Genomic DNA, 21,979 nt, shown 5'->3' with positions numbered 1-21,979 from the left:
CCATGACTTTCGCCTATTGGTGCATTCTGATTGCCTGCCTATTGCCGCTTTTTTGTGCGGCGTATGCCAAAAAAGCGGGCGGATTCCGGTTTAAAGACAACCACAATCCTCGCGGTTTTCTGGCACATACGCAAGGCGCAGCCGCCCGTGCCCACGCCGCGCAGCAAAACGGTTTTGAAGCCTTTGCACCGTTTGCCGCCGCCGTTTTGACGGCACACGCAACCGGCAATGCCGGACAAGCAACCGTCAACACGCTTGCCGGATTGTTCATCCTGTTCCGCCTCGCCTTTATCTGGTGCTACATCGCAGACAAAGCAGCATTGCGCTCGCTGATGTGGGCGGGCGGATTTGCCTGCACCGTCGGACTGTTTGTCGCGGCTGCTTGAAACAGATGCCGTCTGAAAACACGAACGTCAATTTTTCAGACGGTATTGAAAACAAATCATCGAAAATCGGAGAATTTCCATGTCTTCAGGACTCGTAACAGCGGCGTATATCGTTGCCGCAATTTTATTCATCTTCTCACTGGCGGGGCTGTCCAAACAGGAAACCGCCAAACGGGGCTGCTATTCCGGTATCGCCGGTATGGCGGTCGCCCTCTTCGTAACGGTCTTTTCCGACAATACCCACGGACTGGGCTGGATTATCATCGCCATGCTCATCGGCGCGGCAATCGGCATCCACAAAGCCAAAAAAGTAGAAATGACCGAAATGCCCGAACTGATTGCACTTCTGCACAGCTTCGTCGGCTTGGCAGCCGTTTTGGTCGGCTTCAACAGCTACATCGAGCCGGGCAACGTTTCGCACGATATGCACACCATCCATCTGGTCGAAGTCTATTTGGGCATTTTCATCGGCGCGGTAACCTTTACCGGCTCACTGGCCGCATTCGGCAAACTCAACGGCAAAATCAGCAGCAGCCCGCTGCAACTGCCCGCCAAACACAAGCTCAACGCACTGGCGCTCGCCGTATCGTTTGTGTTGCTGCTCGTATTTGTCGGCATTGACGGCAGCGGCTTCATCCTTCTGATTATGACCCTGATCGCCCTCGCATTCGGCTGGCACTTGGTTGCCTCCATCGGCGGCGCGGATATGCCCGTGGTCGTATCTATGCTCAACTCCTACTCCGGCTGGGCGGCCGCAGCGGCAGGCTTTATGCTCTCCAACGACCTGCTCATCGTTACCGGCGCGCTGGTCGGCTCAAGCGGCGCAATTCTGTCCTACATTATGTGCAAAGCCATGAATCGGTCGTTTGTTTCCGTGATTGCCGGCGGTTTCGGCAGCGACAGCGGCATATCGTCTTCCGGCAGCCAAGAGATAGAGGAATACCGAGAAGTCAAAGCTGCCGATGTTGCCGAAATGCTGAAAGGCGCAAGCAGCGTCATTATCACCCCGGGCTACGGCATGGCAGTGGCGCAGGCACAATACCCCGTTGCCGAAATCACCGAGCTTTTGCGTAAAAACGGCATCGAAGTACGCTTCGGCATCCACCCCGTCGCCGGCCGCCTGCCCGGTCATATGAATGTACTGCTCGCCGAAGCCAAAGTCCCCTACGACATTGTTTTGGAAATGGACGAAATCAACGACGACTTCCCCGAAACCGATGTGGTCTTGGTGATTGGTGCGAACGATACCGTCAACCCTGCCGCCCAAACCGATCCGAACAGCCCGATTGCAGGTATGCCGGTTTTAGAAGTATGGAAGGCAAAAGAAGTCGTCGTATTGAAACGCTCGATGAACACCGGCTACGCAGGCGTACAAAACCCGCTGTTCTTCAACGAAAACAGCGTGATGTGTTTCGGCGACGCGAAGAAAACCGTTGACGGGATTTTGGCGGAATTGAAAAAATAATGCCGTCTGAACAATTCGGCGCAGGTTTTCAATCTGTTTGATTTGAAAAAATCACTACCAGCCCCGTTTGTGAAGGTTTGCAGTGATTTTTTTGCATTGGGGCAAACATTTTCAGACGACCCGTCCGGATAAGCACCCACATCTGAAACTGACACAAAATCAACGAAACAAACAAAATCCATCTCCGTGTTGAAGATGGATTTTTAATTAGCCGAACACTTTTTCCAAGTGTGCCTGATAATCTGCCAAGTATTTTTCCACTTGCGGATTTTTAACCACATCGTTACATAAGAATGTCGGCAGGCGGCTCAAGCCGATGAACTCGTTGGCTTTGTGGAAGTGCATATACAAAACATCAACGCCTTTGCCTTCAAAGAAATCGCCTTCGCGGGTAAAGGCTTCAATCGGCGCATTCCAAGTCAGTGAAAGCATATGTTTTTTGCCTTGCAACAAGCCGCCTGTGCCGTAGCCCTCAGTCGGATTGACGCGGTGTCTGCCGTCGCTTTGGTAGAGTTTGCCGTGTCCGCCGGTAAAGACTTCGTCCATATATTTTTTCACTGTCCAAGGCTCGTGCATCCACCAGCCCGGCATCTGCCAAATCACAGCATCCATCCAAACGAATTTTTCGATTTCCGCCTCAACATCATAGCCGGCATCAATCACGGTTTCTTGAACATTGTGTCCGAGCGCGGTCAAAACTTCTTTCGCTTTTTTGTGAAGCGTGTGGTTTAACCCGCCGTGAGAATGTCCGAACGCTTTGCCGCCGTCTAATAATAAAATATTCATTTGTTACCTCGTTTGTGAATTGATGAATGTATTGTACCGTTTTACTTTATGATTTAAAAGTGCAAAAATAAGAAAACACTTTTGCGTCAAATGGAATAATCAGATGTTTCAACACACGGGATGACACATAAATCGTCTCCCTATGTGCCGTCCTGATTGGGAAGGGGTTACGCCCTTCCCAAATAAAGTCTGATCCTGCCGCCCTAAAGGGTGGGGTTCCAACCGAAAAGGAAACACGATGAAAACCAATTCAGAAGAACTGACCGTATTTGTTCAAGTGGTGGAAAGCGGCAGCTTCAGCCGTGCGGCGGAGCAGTTGGAGATGGCAAATTCTGCCGTAAGCCGCATCGTCAAACGGCTGGAGGAAAAGTTGGGCGTGAACCTGCTCAACCGCACCACGCGGCAACTCAATCTGACGGAAGAAGGCGCGCAATATTTCCGCCGCGCGCAGAGAATCCTGCAAGAAATGGCAGCGGCGGAAACCGAAATGCTGGCAGTGCACGAAGTACCGCAAGGCGTGTTGCGCGTGGATTCCGCGATGCCGATGGTGCTGCATCTGCTGGCGCCGCTGGCAGCAAAATTCAACGAACGCTATCCGCATATCCGACTTTCGCTCGTTTCTTCCGAAGGCTATATCAATCTGATTGAACGCAAAGTCGATATTGCCTTACGGGCCGGAGAATTGGACGATTCCGGGCTGCGTGCACGCCATCTGTTTGACAGCCACTTCCGCGTAGTCGCCAGTCCTGAATATTTAGCAAAACACGGCACGCCACAATCTGCAGAAGATCTTGCCAACCATCAATGTTTAGGCTTCACAGAACCCGGTTCTCTAAATACATGGGCGGTTTTAGATGCGCAGGGAAATCCCTATAAAATTTCACCGCACTTTACCGCCAGCAGCGGTGAAATCTTACGCTCGTTGTGCCTTTCAAGTTGCGGTATTGCTTGCTTATCAGATTTTTTGGTTGACAACGACATCACTGAAGGAAAGTTAATTCCCCTATTCGCCGAACAAACCTCCAATAAAACACACCCCTTTAATGCTGTTTATTACAGCGATAAAGCCGTCAACCTCCGCTTACGCGTATTTTTGGATTTTTTAGTGAAGGAACTGGGAAAAAATATGAATAGAACGAATACCAAATAAGACATTAATTAACTTATTCTTCATCATCAATCAAACAAGTCTTTTCAATCAACTCCCTTACTCAAGGATACACGGAATTTTTATAAATCTGTTCGTTCCAAATCAGTGTTTTTATAAAATATTGAATTTCAATTGGTATTTAGAAATATTTGAGATTGGGCAAGCTGCAATCAAACGCTCAAACACAACCGCCGATAAATCGCTTTGCGTCGGCAATTCAGGCAAAACGATGAAGATTACCCTCAAAATTCTTATGGGTTTGGCGTAAAAGACGCGCCGAAGACCGAAATTGCTTATCCCGAGACCTTTACAAAACCGATAAATTTCAAAATTATAAAAATAACCAATTAAATCTTTAGAAATTTATTTTTCATAACCATCACGAAAGGAATTTTGCAAAGATTTTATTCCATCTCAAAACAATCATCTCAAAAATGCGTTTCTGACCGCCGGTAAAACAAAACCCTCTAAGAAAATACTTAGAGGGTTTTGGAATTTGGCTCCCCGACCTGGGCTCGAACCAGGGACCTGCGGATTAACAGTCCGTCGCTCTACCGACTGAGCTATCGGGGAGTAAACGCGAATAATAAAACAGAAATACCGAACGTGTCAATATAAATTGACAATCGATTGCACTTATCTGCAAGCCCGCAATCTTTATATGTTATATGGCTTCCGCAATATGCCTTGCCGCACGTTTGGCATCCAATAGGATTAAACCAAGTCTGCCGGTTTCTTTTGCCACCAGCACCAACACGGCATCTTTACCCGCCTGACTTAAAAGGATATAGCCTGATTTTCCTTTAATCATCACTTGTTCCAATTCCCCGCAGGCGAGTTCCTGCACCGAGCGACTCCCCAAAGCAAGCAAAGTGGCAGAAATCGCCCCTACCCTGTCCGAATTCAAATGTGAAGGAAGCATTGTCGCCATCGGCAATCCGTCGGTTGAGATAACGGCAGACGCGATAATATCCGTAGATGTATTATTTAAATCTTCAAGGATTGAAATCAATAATTGCTGCATAATCCCTCCTGTCCCAAGTTTTACACGCGGTTGCTGTAACGGCGGTATAAAATCCTTACCAAAGTAACAAATGCCTCTTTGCTCAAATCGGGAATGCCGGCGATAACCAAAATAAATTTGGTTGAACCGATATACAATGGGAAAAATGTCAATTCGCTCTGACCGGAAGGATCGCAAACGCCCCAAGCGTTATTGTTGATATACAGGTTGTTCCTAATCAGCAGCCGGTATTTCTTTTCCATCTGTGCGACTTCTGCCGCCAACAACCCCAACTCTTCCGCCGACTCATGATGGAAATTGGCGTTGGCAAGATACAGACCGTTCCGATCGACCAATAATGCCTTACCGCTGCCGGACAATTGTTCCATCAGCAACGGCAATTGCTCGTCCGACAAATTGATGCCGTCTGAATGACCGTTTTCATCGCCATAGAGGAATTCGAGTTTTTGCAAACGGTACAACAGGTTCAAAGCGGTATCGATGTCGGCGGTGTCCGCCCGCGAGCAGCTTCTCACTGCTGACCACTTCGTCCGCATCCGCTTTCAACAGGCTGCGCAACAAAGTTTTACCGGCACTGGGGGCATCGCTGGATACGGCATAAAATGCACCGGCAGGAGTCAGGCAGGGATATAAATTCGCTTGTAGTGAAAGTGTTGATTCCATATTAAACCTCCAGTCCCGGATCAATAGAAAATAACATTGCGCTAACCAATTGTTTTACGTCATCTTCCTTACGGGCATCAATTTCAAAAACCGGAACATTAAGATTATGTTTTGCAAGATATTTGTGATACACGTCGATACCGGGCTGAGAGCGTATATCCATCTTGGTAATACCGACAACGACGGATGCCTTCTCCAGCAGCCCTCGAAACGAATGTAAAAAGAATTCCAAATCTTTCAACGGGTTGGTTCGGGCATTATCTAAAAGCAATACCAAACCCATACTGCCTTGGCTTAAGATTTCCCACATAAAGTTGAACCGTTCCTGACCGGGCGTACTATATAAATGGACTTTGGTATCCTCATCCAAGCTGATGGCCCGTAGTCCATCGCCACTGTCGTATTCCTTTTCCTATCCAAAGTCATGTCGGATGCGGAAGCATCGGTCTGGACGAGTGCTTCGTCCGAAATAGCCGCAATGGCAGTGGTTTTCCCTACGCCGACAGGTCCTGTGAAAATAATTTTATTTTCTCTCATCTCTCCGCCTCTTAGCTGCCCAACAGTTTTTTCATCAGTCTTTGCAGAAGGCCGCGCGACTGGGATTGGGATGGTGTCGTGATTTTTTCCGCTTTTTTCATCATTTCACTATCAGAAGCAGAATCGGCCCCGATATTTATTTTATCCGCCATATCGGAGTATGCCTGTTGTGAAACCGTTTTCAAATCTACCGACAAAAACCCGGTTGTATAGGTTGCCGCAAGATAATTCAGAATATCATTGAGGTTTAAAGGCATCACTTTATACAACACGTTAAGGTTGACGGATGCCTTGGTCAAAAATGCCGACAAGCGTATCGACCCCGGCACATTTGCCTACCGGGTCAGGTTTGGCCAAGATTTCAACGTAAACGGAGTATCGGGAAAAATCGGATAAATCAACCTGTCCTGCGCCGTCCAAATGGAAAACTGCCACATACAGGACATAATGCCTACTTTAGCCTTTTCGCGCCATTGCGAGTTATCGGGAACAGTCTTGCAACTGACCTGCAAATTTTCGTCTTTGCACAATTCTTCGAGTTTTTACACACTTTCTGTCAGCAAAACCCGTTGTATCGAGGGGAAAACAATTAAGGACCGGCTTATTTCCATGCAAGATAGCGATGTCCTGCCTGTTCTTTTCCGCAAACCGCAACGCCCCCAATAATCCTTTATTCGGGTTAAACTGGCGTATCGTAACCGTACGCTGCACATTCCCGTTGTTTTTCGCCGACCGGTCTGCGGGTGCAATAAACGATTTCCCATAAACATTCTCGCCCTGCAATAACTTGCGGAGCATAGGAAACAATGTTTCAAACCGAATCGGTTTGGGCAGGTAGGGAACTTCAGAATCGGGAACTTTCTCCGAACAGACGGCGACGGGTATAGCCTTATAACGCCCGGCAAGCTCTTTCCAAAGTTCAAAACCGCCCTCGGCATCGGTATCCGCCAAAACCAAATCGGGCACGGCACTGCCGTCTGAAGGGGATACTGTTTCATAACGGGTGGTATTGTGCATTTTGAATGCCATTTTGAAAACGGATTCCTGCTGCGCCGTCATCCCCGCCAACATTACGCGTACTGTTTTAATTTTCGGCAGTTGAACTTCCATTTTTATTTTCCGTACCGTTTTATTTTTTTAATATTTTGATTCATACGCTGCAGCAGCCGGCTCATCAGCATAACGACCTCTTCAGGAAGCCTGTCCGCACGTTCCCTCAATACCCTTAAAAACTGCCCCAACCTATCCCAATCTTCAGTACGTTCATAAATATCGATCAACGTAATATAAAGCTGGGATTCGTCGGGATATTTCAATACCGCCTGCTCCAACACATCCATTGCCGCTTCAATCTGACCATACATCAGCAACGACTCTACTTCTTTAACCGCATCGTCTGCCGGAGACGAACCAGTGTTGATCAACGAAGAATCTTGAAGCACCAAATCCCGATGTTGCGCTTTGAATTTCTGTATATTTTTCGGCAGATACCCGTGCCTCATACCGATGTCTTTGATTTGCCGATCGTTCGGCCCCTTTTCCAAATCATCGAAAACTTCATGGTAACCCAGGCTGTACCCCTAACCCAGCATCCGCTCTTTAACCTGCCTGCCGTAGTTGCCCAACGTTTGGTAAAGTTTCCACAAATGTCCGGCAAAACGGTCTATGTCCGCGTGTTGGTAATCGAGTTTCAACGCATCGATAATCAGGTTTGCAGGTTTTTCGGAAGTTTGGATGGCACGGTCGTATTGTTTCGATGCCGTTTCGTAGCTGACTTTGTCTTTAAGGATTTTCGCACCTTGATCGGCGCGGACCAGGCCGGCAATCGCACCGATTTTCTCTTGGCTGATTCCGGACACGTCTTTTTTGCCCCGCACAATCGGGATGCGCTTGATTTCTTCGGCTCCATAAGCCTTACCGCCGACATCCGGCGGGGGCGATGCGGAAGCTGCCGTCGCAGAACCGCCTTCCGCACGTTTTTCAATCTCCTGAGTGCCCTATCCCAAACCTTCTTCCGCCAAGACGCGGATACGCAAATGGTTTGAATCTCGCTGTAATGCCTGTTCGATATATTTTGCCAAAAGTTCGAAAGGAATCAGTCTGCCGTATTTTTGCAGATTGTCTGCCAAAACATCGACATCCCCCACTTCGAGATTGATATCGATCAGCTCGCGGATAAGGTTCTCAGGTTTCGCTTCACCATCCGGAATGCCGTCCAGATAGGCAGCCAAAGATTCGGCAGCCTTGCCCTGATAACCGAATTGCTTATAAACCTGATACTCCGTAAGCGGATCGACTTCTTGCGCGGATACGGCGGCGGATGCGGTCTCGGCACTTTCGTTCCAAGACCAGTCGAGTTGCGTGCCGTCTGAAACCGATTGACCAAGTCTGATCGACCCAGTCCGAATCATTGCTTCCGGGCGGCTGCCCCTGCGTATTGCCGACACCTTGGGATTTGCGCTTCGGTGTTTTCTTACCCTGCTTCGCACGCATAACCAAAAGCATCAGCAATACCGCCAGTGCCAGACCGATAATTAATGAGTTTTCCAAAGGAAACCCCCGATACCGTAACGAGCGGATAGCTGACCGCCTGCAACGGCCAATTGTCCGCTTTTATTATTAACGATTTACTGAAATAGACTTGTAAATTTTAAATCATACCATAATTTAACGTTTGACAATATGCCTTCTGCATAAGGCTCGCCATATTACCTTTTACCCACATCAGTATCAATACCCGATATAAAAATAACTTTGCCCATAAGCTGCCTTATTGCCTGCCCGCCGCAGAGTGGCGCGCGATAAAAAATAACGGATGATAAGTCAGGCGCACTTTGCCCGACGGCATACCGAACGCCGACAAGTAATCGCCAATAAATCCATTGAGATTTTTTCTTGTCCAATTTTTTTGGTTCGTGGCGGTAACGCCTGTATATTTAAGGTGTTTGAGTACATCTAACGGCGTATCAAAGTCTAGTATTACCTTAAAATCCTCACACCATAAAAGCTCAAAATCTTTGGCTAACCAAGCCTGCCATTGGGATAAAGTCGGGTAATTTAAGCCTATATTTGTGATTTGGCGGACTTCTTTTAAATTGTCTTTGCCAAAGGTCGCAACCGCCAATAATCCGTTTGTTTTCAAGCCTGTTTTGCAATGGGCGATAAAAGCGTCGGGTTGGTGAAACCATTGCACGGCAGATGCGCTTGCGATTAAGTCAAATTGTCGTTGAAAAGGAAAGTTTTCCGCATCGCCGCAATAAAAATCAAAGGATTGAGGCAATTTTTCAGCCAGTCGGCTTCGTACATCGCACAAATCATTAAATAACCAATAATTCGCTGAAATCTGTTTTTGCAGCAAGGCACTCAACATTCCTGAGCCGCAGCCCAATTCCAACACGTTTTCCAATGGCATATCCGGCAAATAATCTTGCAAATGCGCGATTAGATTAATCGTCATTTTTTGTTGGATTAAGGCGTGCCTGTCATAATCGCTTAATGCTTTTTGGAAAGCCTGCCGAATGCGCGGTTTATTTATGGCAGTCAGTGATTCCATAGTGCCGACCAATGGGTAAATCTTGAAAACAGGTAATGCCCGCCGTCTGTTTCTTGAACGGTGCAACGCGGTGTCCAATATCGGTGCTGATTGGCAGGAATAAAAATTTTATCGCCCGATCCGAACAAGGCGTTTGTCCAGCGGATAAGATCTGTACGCCTATCTTGCCCGATCATCGCAAAAAGTGCGGTAAGTTCTTGATGAATTTCGTCAAACGGACGGGCGGGAAATTGTTGGTAATCTTCAAAAGATGCTTTATCGCCACAGATTCTACGTTCAAACTTTGAACGAGTATTTTCTGTGAGATTCTCCAATGTGCCTTTAAAAACGGCGCAAGGGATACCGAAATTATCATCGCAAGGCAAACCTGTGCCATTCACTGCCGTTGCGGATTTTAATCTTATTCCTTGCAATGCCCTCTCTGCCGCCCAAACGCCCATTGACCACGCCACCAAACGGATGTGCCGATAGGCGGAAAAATCAAAATCCAAATTTAAATCTTGATAATCATAGCAAATCAATAAATCGTGATTTTCCGGCAAAATCAAATGATTTACAGCATCGGGCGGCATTCCCCAACCTGCAAAATACAGGATTAAATGTTCGCCTTGATGATTGTAAAATTTTGTTTTCATATCATATCCTTACAGGCACGCCGCAAACTGCCGCACTTCATCCGTTGTCATATCGGCAGTTAAAGACAGGCGGATTCTGGATGTGTTTTTTGGTACTGTCGGCGGTCTGATGGGCAGGCAATAATAACCCTGACCTTGCAGATATTCCGCTTTGGCAAGGGTGGCTTCATTCCCGCCTAAAATATAGGGGACGATACAGGTTTCGCTCGGCATTATTTGCGTCCGATGCGCCACTTCCCGCCGTAAAAATGCGCTTAACTGCTCAAGATGACTTCTTTCTTTTGAGAATTGCGGCAATCGTTCAAAAATAAAATAAGTCCAAGCCACATTAAACGGCGGCAATGCGGTTGAAAAAATCAATGGGCGCATTTGATTAATCAAACATTCTTTCAATACTTGGTTGCAGACGGCATACGCCCCCACCGAGGCTAAGGCTTTACCGAAAGTGCCGACCAATAAATCAATCTCGGCAATCAGATTATCCCGTTCGGCAATCCCCAATCCGTTTTGCCCATAAACACCGATTGCGTGGGCTTCATCCACATAAAGATAAGTATTGGGAAACTGTTTTTTTAATTGGACAAGCTGTTTCAAATCCGCCACATCGCCGTCCATACTGAAAACAGATTCGGTAACGATAAAAGTGCGGTCAAATTTTCCGACGTTTTTTTCAAGCAGATTTTTCAAATGTTCATAATCATTATGACGATAACGGAAAAACGCACACCGGCTCAAACGGATGCCGTCAATCATACTGGCGTGAACGAATTTATCTGCCAAAATCAAACTTTTCGTCGTCGTCAAAGCAGGCAAAATACCGAGATTGGCGTGATAGCCGCTGTTGAACAATAACGCGCTTTCCCGTTGGAAACGTTGTGCGACAAGCTCTTCCAAATCGGTATAAATAGGAAAGTTGCCCGTTAATAAACGTGATGAAGAACTGGTAAAAGAGGGAAAATTACCGCCGTATTGCTGCAAAAAAGACCGGCGTAAGTTTTCATCTGATGCCAACCCCAAATAATCATTAGACGACATATTCAGCATTTTGCGGTTTTCCCGCGTAATATACCGCCCTTGATGAATCAAATCCGGAATCGAACGATATTGATTTTGCGCGCCGAGTTGTTCAAGCTGTTGTCTAAAAACTTTCATTATGATGTAAATATTCCTGAGTTAAAGCCTGAAGCAACCCAGCATCAAACAATCAAGTAATGCCCCTTTAATGAAAATCGTTTTGCCGCCGACCTTTGCCACACCCCTGCCTTCATAATCCAAGGCGGAAATTTCCGCGATATTTGTTTCCGTTGCCATTACCCAATCCGTCCGCACTGTACCGAAGCGCATATTTTCGCACAAATTGGTACGGTTTCAGGTATGATTTGCCGAAAACCTATCGGACACACACCATATTTTGATATGAATAAAACAATCTGCCGCACTGCCGCACTATTGATAAGCGGTTTTTCATACGCAAACACCGTCATTCCCGATGTCTCCCCCGTCGCACAAGGTCAACATGTCTTCATTAACATCCCTCAGCAACGCCTGTTCCTCTACACCGACGGCAAACTGACCAAGGTTTATCCCGTTGCAGTAGGTCGGGCGATGACACAAACCAATCTAGGCGAACATAAAATCGGGGCGAAAGCCTATAACCCTGTTTGGCACATCCCAAAATCCATACAGAAAGAACGCGGCGACGGCGTAAAAACCATAGCCGCCGGCCCGGACAACCCTTTGGGGCCGGTTTTTGTCCGCTTAGGAGACCCGAAACTCGGTTTGGGCATACACGGAACCAATGCACCGGCCAGCGTCCCGGGCATCCGGAGTCACGGCTGCGTCCGCATGAAATCGCCCGACGCGCTCGAGTTTGCCAAAACCATCGCCACCGGCTCGCCCGCCTCCGTCATCTATCAAATGGCGGGCCTCAATGAAGATGCGGATCGCAACCTGTGGCTTGCCGCCTTCCGCGACCCTTACGGTAAGAACAACCTTGACACCGCCTCCCTGAAAAAAAGCATCGGGCAATGGGCAAAAACACAGGGCAAAACCATCGCGCCCGAGAAAGTCGATGCCGTACTCAAAGACCGCACCGGATCGGCCGTCTGTCTGACCTGCGGCAAAAACGGCAAGATGAAGATGCCGCTCAAATCGCTGGCGTGGATACAGGGTTCTTCCTCATACAGCCAAGCTGAAGTCATTGAACAAACTGAGGAAACCAACTCTGCCGAAGTATCCGAGACACGCACGCCCGAAGTGCCTGATGTACACACGCCCGAGGCACAAGCGCATTTAAATACCCAATCCGACGGCACGCCGACTGCCTATACCGAACCGGCTGCCGATTCATCGCCGCAAGTAGAATCACCTGATCAGGCTGCTTCCGAGCCGGTTGATGTATTATTTTCAATAGATGTGATACGGCAGGGGAATTTGCGTTTAGGTAATTGAATAACCTTCTGATTATTTAATACTTATGTTTATCAGAAGTTGACAGGCGGTTTGGTTTTTGTTTGGCTTTTCCTACACCGCCGCCCTGCCGCTTTCTGCAACATCCAAGCGCACAAATATGCCGTCTGAAGGCTTTAGACGGCATATTTCACGATAATAGTCGCCCAATCAAATAAACACAGATTGGAAATTTATTTTTCCCTTTACCAATATCCCAGAACTTTCCACCAAATGCTGCCGATAACGGAAAAAATCAGAAAATTGACTACGCTCATGACAAAACCCGCCTTCCACCATTCTCCCATTGTGGTGTAGCCCGAGCCGAAAATCACAGGTGAAGTACCGGTCGCATAATGAGTGAGGGTCATCATAATGTTGGATGCGGCCGCCATCATCAGCGCGGTCGGCATCGCCGGGGCATTCAGTGAAACGGCAGCAGCGAGAAATGCGCCGAACATAGCGGTAATATGTGCAGTAGTACTGGCAAACATATAATGCGCATACATATAAGCAAGCACGAGGATTACGCCCGCAGCCGTGCCGCTAACGCCCAAACCGCCGACACTTTCCGCCAACACTCCGGAGAACCATTTAATCAGTCCGAGTTTATTTAAAAATGCGGCCATCATAATCAATGCGCCAAACCAAATAATCGTATCCCACGCGCTTTTTTCTTTCAAAACATCGTCCCAAGTCAATACACCGGAAAGCAAAAGCAGGCTTAATCCGATAAATGCGGTGGCGGTGGCGTTGATACTAAAAGCGTGATTGCCGGTAATAAGGGCGGGAACATCTGCCCACAACAGCAGCAAGATACCGAAAATGACCGCCATAATGATTTCGTCTGCCGACATTTTACCCATCTCGCTCAGACGGTCTTTGGCAAATTGAACAGCATTGGGCGTTTCTTTAATTTCAGGCGGATACAAAAAATATAAAATCAAAGGCATAACGAAAAAGGCGATAACGCCGGGAACAGCCATTGCCCACGCCCACGCCCCCCAAGAAAGACGGAAACTACTGCCTAAATTTTCGGCAATCAAGTTGACGATTAAAGGGTTGGGGGCAGTTGCAGTAATAAACATAGCCGACGAAATGGGATTGGAATGATAATTGACCAAAGCCAAATATTTACCCATCTTGCCTTCTGTGCCTTTTGCGGGATTGGAGCCGTAACTGCCGGCAATCGACTGCATAATCGGATGTATAATGCCGCCGCCGCGCGCGGTATTGGAAGGGGTAACGGGAGCCAGCAGCAGTTCGGAAAGAGCGAGACTGTAACCGATGCCCAGCGTTTTTCTTCCAAAAACGGCGATAAACAAATATCCGATACGCATCCCCAGCCCTGTTTTGAGCAAACCGCGCGAAATCATAACTGCGATGGCAATCAGCCAAATCAACGGATTGGCGAACGCACTCAACGCATCGCTCATCGCCGCGCCCGGTTTGTCGGCGGTTACGCCGGTTACTGCGACCAACCCGACGGCAATAATCGACAGCGCGCCCAACGGCATAACCTTGCCGATAATGGCGGCAATCACACCGACAAACATAGCCAGCAGCGTCCAAGCCTGAGGCTTGACCCCGTCGGGTACGGGCAGTGCCAAAACCAGGGCGCACAATACTGCGGCAATGGCGAGGGGTATCGGTTTGAAACCCAATTTCATCATATTGACCTCCGTAAAAAAGACCGTCCCGAAAAATCGGAAAAATAATATTTAACTAATTGTTTTATAAGTTATATTACGATATTTCACCGTCTTTCCGATATGCGGCTCCGGGCAACTTTTGTTTCAGTATTTGAATTTTCATTAGACTGAATACGCCGTTTGAACGGCACGGCGAAAACCCGGGGGATGCCGGACGTTCAGTCCTTTTTCGCACCTTGAAGGTAAAGCATTTCCAAGGCAATTGTGGCGCCGGCCAAAGCGGTAATGTCGGATTGGTCGTAAGAGGGGGCAACTTCTACAACATCCATACCGACGATGTCGAGATCCGTCAGCCCACGTAGGATTTTTAATGCCCTGTCGCTGCTCAAGCCGCCGCATACGGGCGTACCGGTCCCGGGGGCGAACGACGGGTCGAGACAGTCTATGTCGAAAGTCAGGTAAACGGGCATATTGCCGACGGTTTCTTTGATTTTACGGACGGTCTCTTCAACACTGTCTTCATTGACTTTGGGGGCGGACAACACAGTAAAAGGCAATTTTTTACTGTGTTCGGTGCGTATGCCGATTTGTACGGAACGGGACGGGTCGATGAGGCCTTCCTTGGGGGCGGTATAAAACATCGTGCCGTGGTCGTATTCGCTGCCGTTGTCGTAGGTGTCGGTGTGCGCGTCAAAATGAATCAGTGCGAGTTTGCCGAAATAGCGGGCGTGGGCGCGCAACAACGGGAGGGTAATGAAATGGTCGCCGCCCAAACTCAAACAGCGTTTGCCGAAAGAAAGTAATTTGCCGGCGTGCGCTTCCATTTTTTCGACAAAATCCCTGCTGTCGCCAAAAGAAAAAACCAAGTCGCCGCAATCAATAATGTTCAGGCGTTCGCGCACATCAAATGTCCACGGAAACCTGCGGTGCTCCCAAGCGAGGTTGACGGAGGCGCGCCGGATGGCTTCAGGACCGAAACGCGCGCCGGAACGCCCTGAAACCGCCATATCATAAGGCACGCCGGTAATAACCCAATCGGCATGGCTTTCATACGGCATAAAATTAAGCGGCAGGCGCAAAAACCCGAAATTATTGGAAACGAGGGAGTTGTCGGTTTGTCCTGCCAGTGTGCTGTATTGCATCGTAATGATTCCTTGTAATTGGTTTCAATCGGTCGTGATGATTGGTGTTTGAGTAAGAAAATCGGGCTTCAGACGACATATCCGATACCTTGATGCGTCTATTCGTCTTCCAAATAGGTATAACCATTAAGCCCCGCTTCGAGTTCTTTTAAGAAAGACATAGCCTGCGAGGCAGGAAGGTCTGAATGTTCGATTTGTTCGCGATAGCGTTTCATCAGCTCTTTCGGATCTTGATAAACGTATTCGAGCATATCGGCAACGGTGTTTCCTTCATCGTAATCGATGACGGTAAATTGTCCGTCTTCCCTTACAACAACATCAGCAGTGGCAGTGTCGCCGAAAAGATTGTGCATATTGCCGAGTATTTCCTGATATGCTCCCACCATAAAAAAGCCTAAAAACGGCGGCTCTTCTTCGGGATAATCAGGCATAGGCATCGTACCGGCGATGCCGTCGCCGTCGATGTAGTGGTCAATCGTACCGTCTGAATCGCAGGTAATGTCCAACAACACGGCGCGGCGCGCAATCGGTTCATTCAAACCGGTAATAGGACAAACAGGGAAAAGTTGATCTATGCCCCAAGCATCGGGCAAAGATTGGAAGAGTGAGAAATTGACATACAGCTTATCGGCAAAACGTTCTTGCAATTCGTCAATAATGGTTCGGTGAGACCGGTGTTTTTCATTAAACAATTCGCCGACTTCATGACAGATATTTAAATACAGTTGCTCCGCCCACGCACGTTGCGCCAAACTCAACAGCCCGACATTATACTGATTATGCACATCGGCAAGATCAAACTGCCCTTCGTGTATCCAGCTGCGTAAGGAACGTTTTTCCCGCGAGGCGGAAATATCCGTCCAAGTTTCCCACATACTGTGCAACACACGCGGTGCTTCGGGCGATGGCGCATCCAGCCGACGCGGTTTGTAACGTTCAACGCCTATAACATTAGCAACCAAAACGGCGTGATGTGCGGTAATGCCGCGCCCGCTCTCGGTAATGATTGTCGGATGCGGCAGCCCGTGTTCGAGACAAGCCTGACTGATGCCCCATACGACTGTGGCGGCATATTCGTTCAGGCTGTAATTAACGGAACAATCCGATTGTGTGCGGTTTCCTTCGTAATCCACGCCAAGCCCGCCACCTACATCAAAACAGCGGATATTTACCCCCAGTTTGTGCAACTCAACATAAAACCGAGCCGATTCGTGTACACCTGTGGCAACATCACGGATGTTCCCAAGCTGCGAGCCCAAATGGAAATGCAAAAGCTGCAGGCAGTCCAGCCTGTTTTTTTGTTTCAAAATATCGACCAGTTGCAAAACTTGGGAAGCCGACAAGCCGAATTTTGATTTTTCCCCACCCGAAGACTGCCATTTTCCCGAACCTTGGGAAGCCAGTCTGGCGCGCACACCCAAACGGGGCTTGATGCCGAGTTTTTCCGCCTCTTCCAATACCATTTGTATTTCGGACAGCTTCTCAATCACCAAATAAACCTGATGCCCCAGTTTTTCGCCCATCAAGGCGAAACGGATATATTCACGGTCTTTATAGCCGTTGCAGACGATTAATGTTTGCCGGGTGCCGGCGTGTGCCAAAACCGCCATCAGTTCGGCTTTAGAACCGGCTTCCAAACCATGCGGTTGTCCGCTTGACATAAGCGACTCGATGACGCGGCGGTGTTGGTTGACCTTGATAGGGTAAACCAAACAATAACCGCCCTTATAGCCGCACTCTTCCCGTGCCGTCTGAAAGGCGCGGTTAATGTCGCGGAGGCGGTGTTCGAGGATTTGCGGAAAACAAAACAAAACAGGCAGGCGCGCCTGATGTTTTTGTTGCACGGCTTCAGTCAGTTTTTGCAGTGAAACAGTTTGATTGTGTTGCGAGGGATTGGGGCGGACGATGATTTCGCCGGAATCGTCAACATCATAATAACCTATGCTCCAATGATTAATGTTGCACACTTCACGGATGGTAAGGATAGGCATAATAAACCTGCTCCGTCTGTCGTGTTGAAAAGGAATGATTATAACAAATCAGCGTGAAATGTCATTTTTTTAATAAGAAAAGCCTGCCTCATACCTGATGAGGAACAGGCAAAATGCCGTCTGAACGCTTCAGACGGCATTTTGGTTCATCTTTCCATCAAAGGAGTCAGCGATCGAGCTGCTCTTTGATGATTTTCAGGTCGGGGTAAGACAACACGATGTCGTATTCGCGGCCGTCTTTATAGGCTTCCACTTCCAAAACAGGTTTGCCCCAGTGGTCGTCGGCATCGACATCGTAAACCTGATAACCGCGCTGTTCCAACATTTTCACGGCTTTTGTGCGGTTTTGTTCAAAATGGGGATCGCCGTAAATCTGACGCTCGGCAGAGTCGCCGGCAAATGCGGTTGCGGCATTTAGGGAAACAACGGCGGCCAATAACAGTTTTTTCATTTTCAGTCCTTTTTTTATCGGTTGATTGAACAAGATGTGTTTTTCAATACCGCCATTAAAACACAGCAAAATTAGGTTTGAATTAGAGGGAAGTCAAGAAGCGTAAATGCCGTCTGAAAAAACAGAGCCGTCAAACGGCTCTGTTTTCCTTATGCTTCTTTTGTTTCAACTGCTTTTTGACGCAGACGCAGGCTCAATTCACGCAACTGCTTATCGTCCACGCTGTTGGGCGCATCGGTCAGCAGGCATTGGGCGCGTTGTGTTTTCGGGAAGGCAATCACGTCGCGGATGGATTCGGCACCGGTCATCAGCGTTACCAGACGGTCGAGGCCGAATGCAAGGCCGCCGTGAGGAGGCGCACCGAATTTCAGGTTGTCCAAGAGGAAGCCGAATTTCTCTTGTTGCTCTTCAGGGCTGATTTTCAGCGCGGCAAACACTTTCCCTTGTACGTCTGCACGGTGGATACGGATAGAGCCTCCGCCGATTTCCCAGCCGTTCAATACCATATCGTAGGCACGGGCCAGGCAGTTTGCAGGATCGGAAACCATCAGGTCTTCATGACCTTCTTTAGGAGCGGTAAACGGATGGTGTACGGCAACGTAGCGGTCGGCTTCTTCGTCGTATTCGAACATCGGGAAATCGACAACCCACAAAGGTTTCCATTCGTCTGTGAAGTAGCCGTTGTCTTTGCCGTGTTCCAAGCCGACTTTGATACGCAATGCGCCGACGGCTTCGTTCACGACTTTGGCTTTGTCCGCACCGAAGAAGATGATGTCGCCGTTTTGCGCGGCGGTACGCTCGATGATTTCTTTCAGGGCGTTTTCAGACAAGAATTTTACGATTGGAGATTGCAGGCCGCTGTCTTCGCCGTTGGAGAGGTTGCCCGCATCGTTTACTTTGATGTATGCCAGACCTTTCGCGCCGTAGATGCCGACAAATTTAGTGTATTCGTCGATTTCTTTGCGGCTGAATTTGGCGCCGTTCGGCACGCGCAGAGCGACTACGCGGCCGCCTTTCATGTCGGCTGCGCCACGGAAGACTTTGAATTCTTCCGTTTTCATCAGGTCGGTCAACTCGGTGAATTTTAAGTTGATGCGCATGTCCGGTTTGTCAGAGCCGTAGTAGAACATGGCTTCAGAATAAGGCATGCGTGGGAAGCCGCCCAAATCTACGTTCAAAGCATCTTTGAAGACTTGTTTGGCCATGCCTTCAGTGATGTCCATGATTTCATCCTCGTTCAGGAACGAGGTTTCCAAGTCGATTTGAGTGAATTCAGGTTGGCGGTCGGCGCGCAAGTCTTCGTCACGGAAGCACTTGGTGATTTGGTAGTAACGGTCGAAACCCGCCACCATCAACAGTTGTTTGAATAATTGCGGCGATTGCGGCAGCGCGAAAAACTCGCCCGGATGAACGCGGCTCGGTACGAGGTAGTCGCGCGCGCCTTCCGGAGTGGAGCGGGTCAGCATCGGCGTTTCGATGTCGATGAAGCCTTGCGCGTCCAGATAACGGCGAACGCCCATAGCGACTTGGTAACGCAGGCGCAGGTTGCGCTGCATCACAGGGCGGCGCAGGTCGATAACGCGGTTGGTCAGGCGCACGTTTTCGCTGATGTTTTCGTCGTCGATTTGGAACGGCGGCGTAGCGGCGGCGTTCAACACTTCGATTTCTTTGGCAAGGATTTCGATTTTGCCGGAAATCATTTTGTCGTTGGTCGTGCCTTCGGGACGGTTGCGTACGCGGCCGGCAATGCCCAAAACGTATTCGTTACGGGCGGAATCGGCAGCGGCAAACGCTTCGGGCGTGTCGGGATCGATCACGACTTGGACGATGCCTTCGCGGTCGCGCAGGTCGATAAAAATCACACCGCCGTGGTCGCGCCGGCGGTGTACCCAGCCTTTGACGGTAACGGTTTGGCCTAAGTATTGCTCGCTGATCAGGCCGCAATAGTTGGTACGCATAAAATCACCTTTTATTGATTTAAACTGAAAACAGAAAATGCCGTCTGAACGGCAGCTTTATTGTTGTTCGGGCAACTCCGCCTTTTCAGGCGGCATAGGTCCTGCCAATGTTTTGACGGGCAGGTCGTCAGGGATGACCATACCCAGCGAAATCACATATTTCAACGCTTCGTCCACGCTCATATCGAGTTCGCGCACATCGCTTTTCTTTACCATAATATAGTAACCGCCGGTCGGGTTGGGCGTGGTCGGGACATACACGGAAAGATAATCGCCATCCTGCGGCAATGCGGCCTTAACCGCATTCGACACCTGACCGGACACGAATGCGATTGTCCAAATACCCGATTGGGGAAACGGCACGAGTACCGGCGTTTTAAACGAACGGCTGCTGTCGGACAGCAGCGATTCGGATACTTTTTTCACACTCGAATAGATGGATTTGACAACCGGAATCCGCCCCAACAGGCTGTCCCACGCGGCAAGAATCTGCCGGCCCAACACGTTTGCGGCAAATAACCCGGTTACAAACAATACGGCAATGGCAACAATAACGCCGAGCCCGGGGATATTAAACCCCAAAACATATTGCGGCCGCCATTGCTTCGGCAGCAGGTTGACAAGCTGGTCGGACGCGGAAACGATATAGGAAACCACCCAAACCGTTACCGCAATCGGCAGCCAGACCAAAATGCCTGTAATCAGATATTTTTTTAACGCCTTGGCAGCTTTGCCGCCTTCGGCCGCAGGTTCCGTCATCTTGCTTGATTCCGACAAAGTCCGTACAAACCGCACATTATACGCGTTTGCCCGGATTCAAACGAATTTTTTATCCCGCCCCGCCAAACCGCCGGCGGCTTCAGACGGCACGGCAACTTGATATGCCGTTTGAAACGGTATTCAGATGCCGTCCCAGTCGTTGAACATCAACCCGATACCGATACCGTTCTGCTTGTGGTTGTAGTCGATCAGGCTCTCGCCGTAACCGTGGAATCCGCGTACCACGCCTTTGAGTTTGCCCTTAATCGGAAACGTGTAGGCGGCTTCAATCGCGCCGTAGCCCGTTTTGGGGTTGTAGCGCAATACGGAATACACATTCTGCCTGTCGTTCAGGCGGTACTGCAGCTTCACGTCGCCATACCCCATATAGTCGGCAATATCGGGATTGTCGTTTTTATCGCCGCTCTGATCGAACGCACGCACCCACACGCGCGGAATCACCGTCAATTTGCCCCATTCCATGCCTGCCATGGCATAAATCCTGTTCCACGAACGCGATTCGGGACGGCTCTGTCCGTTGGACTGGTGGACAAAACCCGCACCGAGCATACGCAGCCTGCCGCCGAACGGCAAATCCGCCTTCACAGGCTGGGTCAGGAAAATTTCAGGTTTGTAATCCGTATTGCGGAACGGCGCGGATTTCCTGCCTTGGTTGTAAATCTGCCAATCGGATCTTTGGGTGTAGCCGAACCACAGATCCGCGCGGGTTTTAAACAAATTTTCGGCAATTTTGCTTTTGAACGAAACCTGCAATTTGGTTTCCGCACGTTTCTGCTGTCCGAATTTTTCCTGTACAGTCGTACCGCGCGTCGGCGAACTCGGGGCATAGTTGGGCGAATTGTTATACCAAAACGGCATAAGGTACATCGGATTGTGTTCGCGTACGCCCAACAGCCCGCGCAAATCGTTTTTGTCCAAGTCGTACATCAGGCTCAAAGGCGTATAGATATCGGCGGTTTCGCCCGCACTGTCGGCAGGAAGCGCATCCCCGCCTTTTTCAACAACAATGACCGCCTCGCCCTTATCCAAGCTGCTGCGGACGGTTTCCGTCAGATTGAGTACGGCTTTCGACTCCTGCCCTTCCTGCCCTGCCGAAGACGGAAGCTGTGCCGCAAAAATCCTGTCGTAACACGCCAAACGCGTAACATTGTCCGTCAAAGCGGCGCATTGCAGCGCGGTCTCTCCAAAAGCGGATGCCGTCGGCAACAGTCCTGTCAAAAGAATATAGCGCATATTTCGTGTATTCATCTCCGCCCCCATTGTCGGCATATTGGTTTTCAAACGGCATTTTATAGCGGATTCGGATAAAAAACCGCACCCTTTCCGCCATTTCGAACTTTACCCCCGAAATACAGAAA

Annotated in this window: 17 protein-coding genes, 1 tRNA gene and 4 pseudogenes; 4 read left to right on the top strand and 18 right to left on the bottom strand. The window is 49.0% G+C overall.

Features of this window, described 5'->3' with window-relative positions:
* Nucleotides 1-2 precede the first annotated feature (2 nt).
* Together DFR77_RS07150 and pntB are read left to right on the top strand one after the other, a co-directional pair.
* Entirely contained in the window at nucleotides 3-386 is a 384-nt protein-coding gene (locus DFR77_RS07150) for an MAPEG family protein (RefSeq protein WP_003689346.1), read from the top strand.
* A 79-nt stretch (nucleotides 387-465) separates the two neighbouring features.
* The gene (pntB, locus tag DFR77_RS07145; protein WP_003700295.1) at nucleotides 466-1,851 is read left to right on the top strand and encodes a Re/Si-specific NAD(P)(+) transhydrogenase subunit beta; all 1,386 of its coding nucleotides are present in this window, start codon (nucleotides 466-468) and stop codon (nucleotides 1,849-1,851) included.
* A gap of 207 nt (nucleotides 1,852-2,058) precedes the next feature.
* Here the strand turns inward: pntB and DFR77_RS07140 are convergent, their stop codons facing one another.
* Nucleotides 2,059-2,637: an NAD(P)H-dependent oxidoreductase gene (locus tag DFR77_RS07140; protein ID WP_003693637.1), complete on the bottom strand. Its 579-nt coding sequence runs from the start codon at nucleotides 2,635-2,637 to the stop codon at nucleotides 2,059-2,061.
* 238 nt (nucleotides 2,638-2,875) lie between these two features.
* Here DFR77_RS07140 and crgA point away from each other — a divergent pair, with 238 nt between their 5' ends.
* A complete protein-coding gene (gene crgA, locus DFR77_RS07130) occupies nucleotides 2,876-3,787 on the top strand; it encodes a LysR family transcriptional regulator CrgA (RefSeq protein WP_003689351.1) in 912 nt (303 codons plus the stop codon).
* A 497-nt stretch (nucleotides 3,788-4,284) separates the two neighbouring features.
* Here the strand turns inward: crgA and DFR77_RS07125 are convergent.
* From DFR77_RS07125 to DFR77_RS07080, 10 genes and pseudogenes are all read right to left on the bottom strand, one after another.
* Nucleotides 4,285-4,360, bottom strand: a tRNA-Asn gene (locus tag DFR77_RS07125).
* A 91-nt stretch (nucleotides 4,361-4,451) separates the two neighbouring features.
* A complete protein-coding gene (locus DFR77_RS07120; protein WP_002212575.1) occupies nucleotides 4,452-4,811 on the bottom strand; it encodes a roadblock/LC7 domain-containing protein in 360 nt (119 codons plus the stop codon).
* A gap of 20 nt (nucleotides 4,812-4,831) precedes the next feature.
* Nucleotides 4,832-5,474, bottom strand: a pseudogene (locus tag DFR77_RS07115) (peptidase M23).
* Nucleotide 5,475: 1 nt separating this feature from the next.
* Nucleotides 5,476-6,011, bottom strand: a pseudogene (locus DFR77_RS07110) (GTP-binding protein).
* A gap of 11 nt (nucleotides 6,012-6,022) precedes the next feature.
* Nucleotides 6,023-7,121, bottom strand: a pseudogene (locus DFR77_RS07105) (response regulator).
* Between the two features lie 2 nt (nucleotides 7,122-7,123).
* A pseudogene (locus DFR77_RS07100) lies at nucleotides 7,124-8,561 on the bottom strand (tetratricopeptide repeat protein).
* Nucleotides 8,562-8,781: 220 nt separating this feature from the next.
* A complete protein-coding gene (bioC, locus tag DFR77_RS07095; RefSeq protein WP_003689357.1) occupies nucleotides 8,782-9,564 on the bottom strand; it encodes a malonyl-ACP O-methyltransferase BioC in 783 nt (260 codons plus the stop codon).
* Nucleotides 9,552-10,199, bottom strand: a complete 648-nt coding sequence (locus tag DFR77_RS07090) for a pimeloyl-ACP methyl esterase BioG family protein (RefSeq protein WP_003689360.1) — start codon at nucleotides 10,197-10,199, stop codon at nucleotides 9,552-9,554. The genes bioC and DFR77_RS07090 overlap by 13 nt, the downstream gene beginning before the upstream one ends.
* Before the next feature lie 9 nt (nucleotides 10,200-10,208).
* Nucleotides 10,209-11,351: an 8-amino-7-oxononanoate synthase gene (bioF, locus tag DFR77_RS07085; RefSeq protein ID WP_003689362.1), complete on the bottom strand. Its 1,143-nt coding sequence runs from the start codon at nucleotides 11,349-11,351 to the stop codon at nucleotides 10,209-10,211.
* 21 nt (nucleotides 11,352-11,372) lie between these two features.
* Nucleotides 11,373-11,510 carry a hypothetical protein gene (locus DFR77_RS07080; RefSeq protein ID WP_010358890.1) on the bottom strand — a complete coding sequence of 46 codons (138 nt, stop codon included), beginning with the start codon at nucleotides 11,508-11,510 and terminating at the stop codon, nucleotides 11,373-11,375.
* A 63-nt stretch (nucleotides 11,511-11,573) separates the two neighbouring features.
* On the opposite strand from DFR77_RS07080, the gene DFR77_RS07075 reads away from it, so the two are divergent.
* On the top strand, nucleotides 11,574-12,650 hold the full coding sequence (locus tag DFR77_RS07075; RefSeq protein WP_003689364.1) for a L,D-transpeptidase: 1,077 nt from the start codon (nucleotides 11,574-11,576) through the stop codon (nucleotides 12,648-12,650).
* A gap of 203 nt (nucleotides 12,651-12,853) precedes the next feature.
* Here DFR77_RS07075 and DFR77_RS07070 read toward each other — a convergent pair whose 3' ends face one another.
* The 7 genes from DFR77_RS07070 to DFR77_RS07040 all read right to left on the bottom strand — a co-directional run bounded on the left by DFR77_RS07070 (nucleotide 12,854) and on the right by DFR77_RS07040 (nucleotide 21,890).
* Nucleotides 12,854-14,320: a DASS family sodium-coupled anion symporter gene (locus DFR77_RS07070; RefSeq protein ID WP_003697406.1), complete on the bottom strand. Its 1,467-nt coding sequence runs from the start codon at nucleotides 14,318-14,320 to the stop codon at nucleotides 12,854-12,856.
* Nucleotides 14,321-14,517: 197 nt separating this feature from the next.
* The gene (speB, locus tag DFR77_RS07065) at nucleotides 14,518-15,441 is read right to left on the bottom strand and encodes an agmatinase (protein ID WP_003689368.1); all 924 of its coding nucleotides are present in this window, start codon (nucleotides 15,439-15,441) and stop codon (nucleotides 14,518-14,520) included.
* 98 nt (nucleotides 15,442-15,539) lie between these two features.
* Nucleotides 15,540-17,432 (bottom strand): biosynthetic arginine decarboxylase, encoded by a 1,893-nt coding sequence (gene speA, locus DFR77_RS07060; RefSeq protein WP_003689369.1) that lies wholly within the window; start codon nucleotides 17,430-17,432, stop codon nucleotides 15,540-15,542.
* 166 nt (nucleotides 17,433-17,598) lie between these two features.
* Nucleotides 17,599-17,883: a PepSY domain-containing protein gene (locus DFR77_RS07055; protein ID WP_003693623.1), complete on the bottom strand. Its 285-nt coding sequence runs from the start codon at nucleotides 17,881-17,883 to the stop codon at nucleotides 17,599-17,601.
* 149 nt (nucleotides 17,884-18,032) lie between these two features.
* Complete coding sequence (gene aspS, locus DFR77_RS07050; RefSeq protein ID WP_113852075.1) at nucleotides 18,033-19,841, bottom strand: aspartate--tRNA ligase; 1,809 nt, start codon at nucleotides 19,839-19,841, stop codon at nucleotides 18,033-18,035.
* A 57-nt stretch (nucleotides 19,842-19,898) separates the two neighbouring features.
* The gene (locus DFR77_RS07045; protein WP_010358891.1) at nucleotides 19,899-20,600 is read right to left on the bottom strand and encodes a DUF502 domain-containing protein; all 702 of its coding nucleotides are present in this window, start codon (nucleotides 20,598-20,600) and stop codon (nucleotides 19,899-19,901) included.
* Nucleotides 20,601-20,741: 141 nt separating this feature from the next.
* The gene (locus DFR77_RS07040; protein ID WP_003689377.1) at nucleotides 20,742-21,890 is read right to left on the bottom strand and encodes a phospholipase A; all 1,149 of its coding nucleotides are present in this window, start codon (nucleotides 21,888-21,890) and stop codon (nucleotides 20,742-20,744) included.
* Nucleotides 21,891-21,979: the final 89 nt, after the last annotated feature.

It is taken from the genome of Neisseria gonorrhoeae (assembly GCF_003315235.1).
Classification (GTDB): Bacteria; Pseudomonadota; Gammaproteobacteria; order Burkholderiales; family Neisseriaceae; genus Neisseria; species Neisseria gonorrhoeae.
This window is presented reverse-complemented; position numbering and strand designations above follow the sequence as displayed.